This is a genomic window from Chamaesiphon sp. VAR_48_metabat_135_sub (assembly GCF_031418915.1).
Taxonomy (GTDB): domain Bacteria; phylum Cyanobacteriota; class Cyanobacteriia; order Cyanobacteriales; family Chamaesiphonaceae; genus Chamaesiphon.
On the sequence record NZ_JANOJV010000208.1, the window covers coordinates 1 to 6,660 of the forward strand.

General features: G+C 42.1%; 6 protein-coding genes. All 6 read right to left on the bottom strand.

The features are described from left to right. Positions 1–257 precede the first annotated feature (257 nt). The 6 genes from cas5 to RMO55_RS15200 all read right to left on the bottom strand — a co-directional run bounded on the left by cas5 (position 258) and on the right by RMO55_RS15200 (position 6,660). Positions 258–962, bottom strand: coding sequence for a CRISPR-associated protein Cas5 (gene cas5, locus RMO55_RS15175; RefSeq protein ID WP_310427782.1), 705 nt, complete (start codon positions 960–962; stop codon positions 258–260). Then, positions 962–1,825 carry a type I-B CRISPR-associated protein Cas7/Cst2/DevR gene (gene cas7i, locus RMO55_RS15180; RefSeq protein ID WP_310427783.1) on the bottom strand — a complete coding sequence of 288 codons (864 nt, stop codon included), beginning with the start codon at positions 1,823–1,825 and terminating at the stop codon, positions 962–964. Before cas7i ends, cas5 begins: the two co-directional genes overlap by 1 nt. A gap of 137 nt (positions 1,826–1,962) precedes the next feature. Then, positions 1,963–3,492 (bottom strand): type I-MYXAN CRISPR-associated Cas8a1/Cmx1, encoded by a 1,530-nt coding sequence (cas8a1, locus tag RMO55_RS15185; RefSeq protein ID WP_310427785.1) that lies wholly within the window; start codon positions 3,490–3,492, stop codon positions 1,963–1,965. Between the two features lie 3 nt (positions 3,493–3,495). Continuing rightward, positions 3,496–5,838, bottom strand: coding sequence for a CRISPR-associated helicase Cas3' (cas3, locus tag RMO55_RS15190; protein WP_310427787.1), 2,343 nt, complete (start codon positions 5,836–5,838; stop codon positions 3,496–3,498). Then, entirely contained in the window at positions 5,828–6,496 is a 669-nt protein-coding gene (cas6, locus tag RMO55_RS15195) for a type I-MYXAN CRISPR-associated protein Cas6/Cmx6 (protein ID WP_310427789.1), read from the bottom strand. The genes cas3 and cas6 overlap by 11 nt, the downstream gene beginning before the upstream one ends. Then, a complete protein-coding gene (locus tag RMO55_RS15200) occupies positions 6,496–6,660 on the bottom strand; it encodes a WYL domain-containing protein (RefSeq protein WP_310427791.1) in 165 nt (54 codons plus the stop codon). Before RMO55_RS15200 ends, cas6 begins: the two co-directional genes overlap by 1 nt.

Genomic DNA, 6,660 nt, shown 5'->3' on the forward strand with positions numbered 1-6,660 from the left:
ATCATCAATTTCGTAATTACCTGTCTCAATATCGATCGAGATAATTTTGCCAATGTTATCTGGTGTTTCTACTTGGCTGCGGATCTCATTCTCATAGAAAATTTGTCCGCGTCGAGCAATTTCTCTATCGTCGTTAGGTGAAGCAGTTGCATTATTGATGGTTGGATTAGTCATAAACATTAAAATTGTCTAGATGTAATTATGTTACTGCAATTATCATCGATCGATCTTCCACTGCCAGAGGTGCTTGTAAAATCTCAATCAGATTTCTTTTTGCGGGTAGCTTTCGGTGGTTTAGCAGGAGTCAGAGAAACAGGGGGCGAGATTTGCACCCAGCAATCTTTAGTAAACTCACCCAAGCTAAATCTAGCAAAAGTACCTTGAGTGGTAGACCTGTCGATCCATACGGGTAAACCGATTAAGCCACGATTATCTTTGATTAACCACCGTACATCACCATCAGACTCCCGATAAGCTCGAACACCGTTTACCAACGCCCAAGATTCACCCAGACTCAAACCACCAAAGCGGCTAATTTGACTGGGAGTAGAAAGCGCAATCGCTATTCTTTCCGCGAGTTTAATCATTGCCGTTTCTGAACTAGAATCAATTTGAACCGCAATTTTGAGATCGGTAAGTAACTCTTGATGGTTAGGTTTGGATAATAGCTGTGATGGATAAACTTGTTCTCCATACTTCGCAACTCGCTTCTTATGTTCGCTCCCTCCGTTATCATATTTATGATTTCGTTGTTTACGAATAATGCGAGAAATTGGTGAATCTACACCGATAATGCCGATCGCAATTCTTACCCCGACATGAGCATTTAGATCTACTTCTCCCACCAAAGAGAGCAGCATTCCATAGATTGTTGAAGGTGGCGGATATAGATAGGTTTCCTTGAAATCCCGCGCAAAACTGCGAGGAAAACTCGTACAAGGACATTCTAAATAGATTTGCATTAGGCTTTTACTCCTGCCTTCAGCGTATTTTTCGCAGCGGTAACTGCTTCTTTGACACCGCGATATACTTTTACGCCTAGAGCTTCTAATTGCTTACCGTAGGGCGTATCAGCAATCTCTCCCGCAACGATTATTTCATTGGCAGGTACATCTTTTACTTCTACCAATCGGACTAATTTAGGACAACCGACACTATTTCCCACTCGTTCAAAACAATTCATAATCCACGGTGAGGGATCTTCGGTAATCCGAATCACGATCGATTCTGGACGAAAATCATATAAAAAGCGGGCGTGATTTCCGCCGACATGCCGGACTGACGCGATCGCATCGAGCGCAATTTGAGCGCGATTTTTATCTTTCAAACTATCGGGAGTTAGCGCGATCGCATATTGGTAAGCTGTATGGTGCATTTCGCTAGAATGAATCGAAGTTTTACCTTTTTCACCACCTTTAGAACCAAAAGCAATATCACCCCAATAAGGATCTAAACTAATCGCCCGACTAACTTCTAATGCTCCCCGCCGTTTAGTAGTAGCATTTTCATTATCTTTGTTTTTCTTTGCATCCATATATCCAAATAGATCATCATCAATGTAAGTATCGGCACTGAAGTTACCATCAGCTTTAAATGTATATTTATCCGTGTCTGGATTAAAGGCACGGTTAGTATCTGCTCCATTACTATTTTGCAAATATTCCCGCAAACCCCAGCGAATAGCTTCGGCAGAAACAGTCGTATATTGGTCGTTACCAACAGTGATTTTCTGCAAAGTAGATAGAGTACTTCCATCTCCTTCACCGCGATTATTGGCAGCAACGGCAGTAGGTGTGACGATATTGATAAAAAGATGTTGAGACATGATTTAGTTCCGATTAATTTTTGTAATTGTTTTGGCAAGTTTCGTTATCGCGGAGCATATTGCAATAAATCAAATCATGCGATGGCGATTGATGTTGATATTATTGAGCTTTATTTTTAAGTTTGAATTATGGGTTTTTACAATTCCATTTCAAATGTGGAATCTTCAGTTTCTAGATCGGGACTTGATTCGATCGATATTTCCTGTCCATCTAAAGCATCTCCTTTTTTGCTTTTGTAAGTAGCAACGGCTAAGAGAGCTAAATCTCTAGCCTGTCGCCAGCTATTTCCCGTGTAAAGTAACGAATAAATTTCTGCACCCATACCACGGCTTGTCTTACTAGGGAAGTCGCTCAAGAATTTTACTAATGCTTTAGCAAATCCATGTTGTGTGTTTGCTTGAAGTCTATAAATGACTTTTTCTGTGCTTTTGACGAATACATCTATCGCTTCTTTTTTATTTAGATCTCGACCACCCAATGAATCTTTTCGGTAACTAAATTGATTGCTCAAATAAACTCCAAAAGAACCCTGGACAGCATCGAATAAAATCTGTTCTTGCGTACCCAGACAATTTGTATTGGTTGTCATATCAACTAATCCTTTGCGTTCGTATAATTTATAGCGTTTGCGAAATTCATAAAACCCTAAATACCAGGGTTTATCACGTACTAAATTCTCTGAAATCCAAGGAAGTATATTAGAAGGTGCTAACCAATATTCTCCGTCGGTCTTTAATGTTACTTTTGATGGAAATAGCTGCTCTGCAATATCATATAGTTCTAATATTTCTGGTTTGACTTCTACGCGATAAACTGCTTGCTTGACATAGTTCTGTTTATTCCAAGACTGCTTCCCTAGTTGATATGCTTCACAATAACGAATTGATAGTGTTTGAGTACCAGCGATAATTTTTTCCCGTAGTAGAAATCGGAGAGCCGATCCCCCCGCACTACTCGCACAAAAATCTGCATAAGGAGCCTTTATGCGCTCGACTATTTGCCCTGAAGATTCCTGTCGTTGCTTCACCCATTCCACTAAATCGATTACATCTGGAATCACCAAAGCAGATCCATAATTGGGTAGCTGATAATAACTACAAGCAAGCGGGAGAAATAGCATAGCAAAGAATCTTATGGATGATTCTTTGTACACTCCATTGACAAAACATTCATCTAAGCCAGGAAGATGCTGACTTTTGAGGCTATGCTCTTTTTTAAATTCACCTTTTTTATTAAAGCAATCGGCAAAATCTTGAGTGTAGTAACAATCGATGATTTTACGAAACTTTAAGGTGATTTCTGGCTTTCCTGGCTCAATCGAGAAAGACAGAGATGTACTATTTTTCTCTAGACTACGCTGTTGATTGTGCTGTAAGAGTGTATTCTTCAAGCCTTCTGTAAAGGTATATCGCGACTGCAAATCTAGCTTGAGCGCAGGGACATGAAGATATCCATCTTGAATTTGGTAGGTTTGACTCAATAACCATTGCACAGCATCTCTATCGGTACCTTCCCAGGCAAGATGTACGGCATCTTCAGTTATCTCCCAAGTGAATGGTGCAGCTTGAGGATCGATCGTGGATAATGCAAGTGCCAATCCTGCAATACCCGCTCGGTGAGGTAATAAAGTATTCGGATCGAGTAGTGATAATGTGAATTTCGACATTAACTATTTCACCTCCTGTGCGCCGATTTCGGTTGAATATGTCCATTCGCTAGTAGGTGCAATTGGATAGTATTTATAGCGTTCCCATTTATCCAGTTTTTGCTTATCCACAATCAGCGGTACCGTACATTCGGAGAGTAACTTTGTAGATAGAGATTTAATTATTTGTATAGTGCTTCCCTTTGCGATGAGGTACAGATATCTGGGATTACCCCGCAATCGCAGGTAACTCTCCATGAGGACGCACCTGAATAGATCGAGAAGTATTATGACATCCTCTTGTAGCAAGACAGTTGTTGTATAGCCAGCCTCTCTTAGGGATGTTGGATAAGTGCGCCATTTACCATCTAGTAGCACTGAATCGAGATCGGGCTTACCACGAATATCCGATTGCTCCAGCCATTCTGCTAGTTGCCCCTGATTAACATCACCTGTACAAGACTGGATCAACCGCAGCCCTTCTGCTAAATCGCGATCTGGGTGGTAGGGATAACCAGGCACACCATCGGGATAGAATAGAGCGTCCAAAGCACGTCCGCAGTAGCGACGATTCAATCGACCTAAGCGTTGAATTAGTCCCGCAGGATCGGCAATTTGAGACACCAACAGCGTTGCTGATAGATCCAATGACATCTCGGCTACTTGCGTGGCGATCGCCAGAATTGGTGGTCGATCTGGCTCAAATCCATCCACTACCGCTCGATGATGTTTGACTCGATCGCCATAGCAATACCGACTGTGATAAAGTACGGCATTCAAGTTTTTTTCCTTAGCTTCTAAATACACCCCAATCGCCGTATTCACCTGATTGCAAACCCATAGCACCTTCCCGCCAGTCGCTAACTCCTGCTCTACTCTTTCCCAATTTGGCGCATCGGCATAGTGGAACCGATAACGGGGCTGCTGTTCTAAATCTGTCGCTCCTGCCAAGATCTTCACAGGCTCTCCTATTGCTTTTTGGATCGCTTCTAATTGCCAAGGTTGCACTGAAGCAGACATCAGTAAAATCGGTGCTTTGACGACTTCAAGGAATCGTAGTAATGCCCCGAATAAGGAATTATCGTAGCAATGCACTTCATCGAAGACGAATGCAGCCTGAGCAATCGTTGGAAACAAATACATCGGACGACGGTTACACTGAAGCATTCCCAAAACAGTATCTACCGTACACACGATCGATTCTTTGCCCCAAGCTTTAAATGATTCCAGTTTTAGGGCTGTCTCATTTTCTGCGCCATCTCCTGCATCGATTTCCTCTCCAGTGGATTTCAACCCTTGGAGATCTACATTTGCCCGTGAATGGAGCAGTACGGAATCTAGTTTATTGTGAACGTAATCGATAAAGCCTTCAGTACTAGTGCCAGTAGTGGGATAACAGAAAATTAGTTTGCGATCGATCGCGTGATGTTTTGCCCAGTTATAAGCACCAACTGTTTTACCAGTACCGCAGCCCGCCCGCGCTAGCGTTACTCTTGCTGTCGATTCACCTAGCGCGATTTGAAATGGAAACAATGATTCGCCCGGTTTGAGTCGAGATGAAATGACTCGATCTAATTTTTCCGCAGTTAGAGTTTGCTGAAGTTCGCCTTCAATCCAGGTTTTAATATCGATCCCCTGCGGTGGCAGAGCAGAACCGATCGCATCTCCAGCTACTAATAAAGACTTAACTACTGCCAGCAAAACTGGATCGGGTTGCCATCGATCGAATTGTGCTCGAATTTCTTCCCGTTTAGTATGTTTTATCTCGCTCACAGACCAGCTACTTGCTGGCTTATGAGAAAGCTTTATTTTGCGAGGTAGTTTTATCGCTCTAACACCATATTTCAATAGTGCTTTGAAATTAGGGTGACTCGTGTATAAATATAATTCAGTGTCACCAGTTTCTATCCTGAGTTCGCCTAGCTCGTTCGTTTTTTTACCACTCCGCCCACCTAATTTTAGATGGTGTCCCCCAGCCGCAGCTAATGCGACATAGAAATCTCCGTCAGCTTCCATTAACCATTCTCGAAATTCCCATGCTATTAGTACAGAAGCCACTTCATGGCGAATCATTTGTGGATTTCTGAGCGGGTTGCGCTGCTTTCTCACCACTTGTTGAAAATGATGATTAGCTTTACCCCAATCATGTAAATAAGCAGCCAATCGTGCAGTTGCTAGTAAGTACTCGAAAGAGCAAGTTAAACCAAATTGCACAATCAATTGATCGCCAACACAAGTTGCAATTGTAGTTACAGCATCTATAACAGCTATTGTATGCCCGACCAGAGTATTAGCACCTTGCCAAGTTTCTTCATCACGATTAAATGATTTCGCAAGTAAAAGATCCGGTGATAATTTAGGCTGCATTCGCTAACTCCTGAGGCGGATAAAACCAACCACAACCAAAATGTTTGCGACCACCCATGCCTAAGCACTGAAGTTTAATCGAATCTTCAGGCTTTAATCCTTCAATTACTATCCCATAACCCATCACATGTTTGCCATGAATATAAAGCGATCGCTTTGCCAGATCGCCGCGATAATCGCTATCAATAAAGGGTTTAGCTTCTATTTCTAATTTATCTAATGCTCGTTGGCAAGATATCAAAAATTGGGTTGGTGCTTCACTTTGATTCCACTCTTTTAGCTTGAAAGTAACCAATCTAGATTTGAGACTTTCGCTTGGCTCTGGTAACGTAAGCTGTGGCTGAACTAATCGAATCAGATGCCCCTGAATATCAAACACTTGCTCTTGCAATAACCGATACCAAAGTTGAACACTATCGCTAGGGCATCGCAATCTAAATCGTGAATGTCGATCGAGATAAATAGTACCATCACGATCGGATACACCCGGAATACTTGATATCAAAATCTCTGGCGACAAAGATCGATCGATTAACAATTCACCATAACTATCCTGTCGATCTAAAACTAACTTCTTCGTCGCCGAATATAGTGCATAACCATGATCGGCTGGTAAAGTTTTACCGACTAATTTGTATTGAATTTCTAAATAGTTCATCACCCTAAATTTTCACCCTTTTGATAACTACTTTTCATCTCCTCGATCTCCTCCCGCATCATCATTACCAGCTCCTGCGGTTGCAGCACAATCGCACCCCGCCCATAAGAGAGTACCCACCGCTTCAGCTCTTGTAACCCTTTCGCTACAAATTTCAGCGTCAT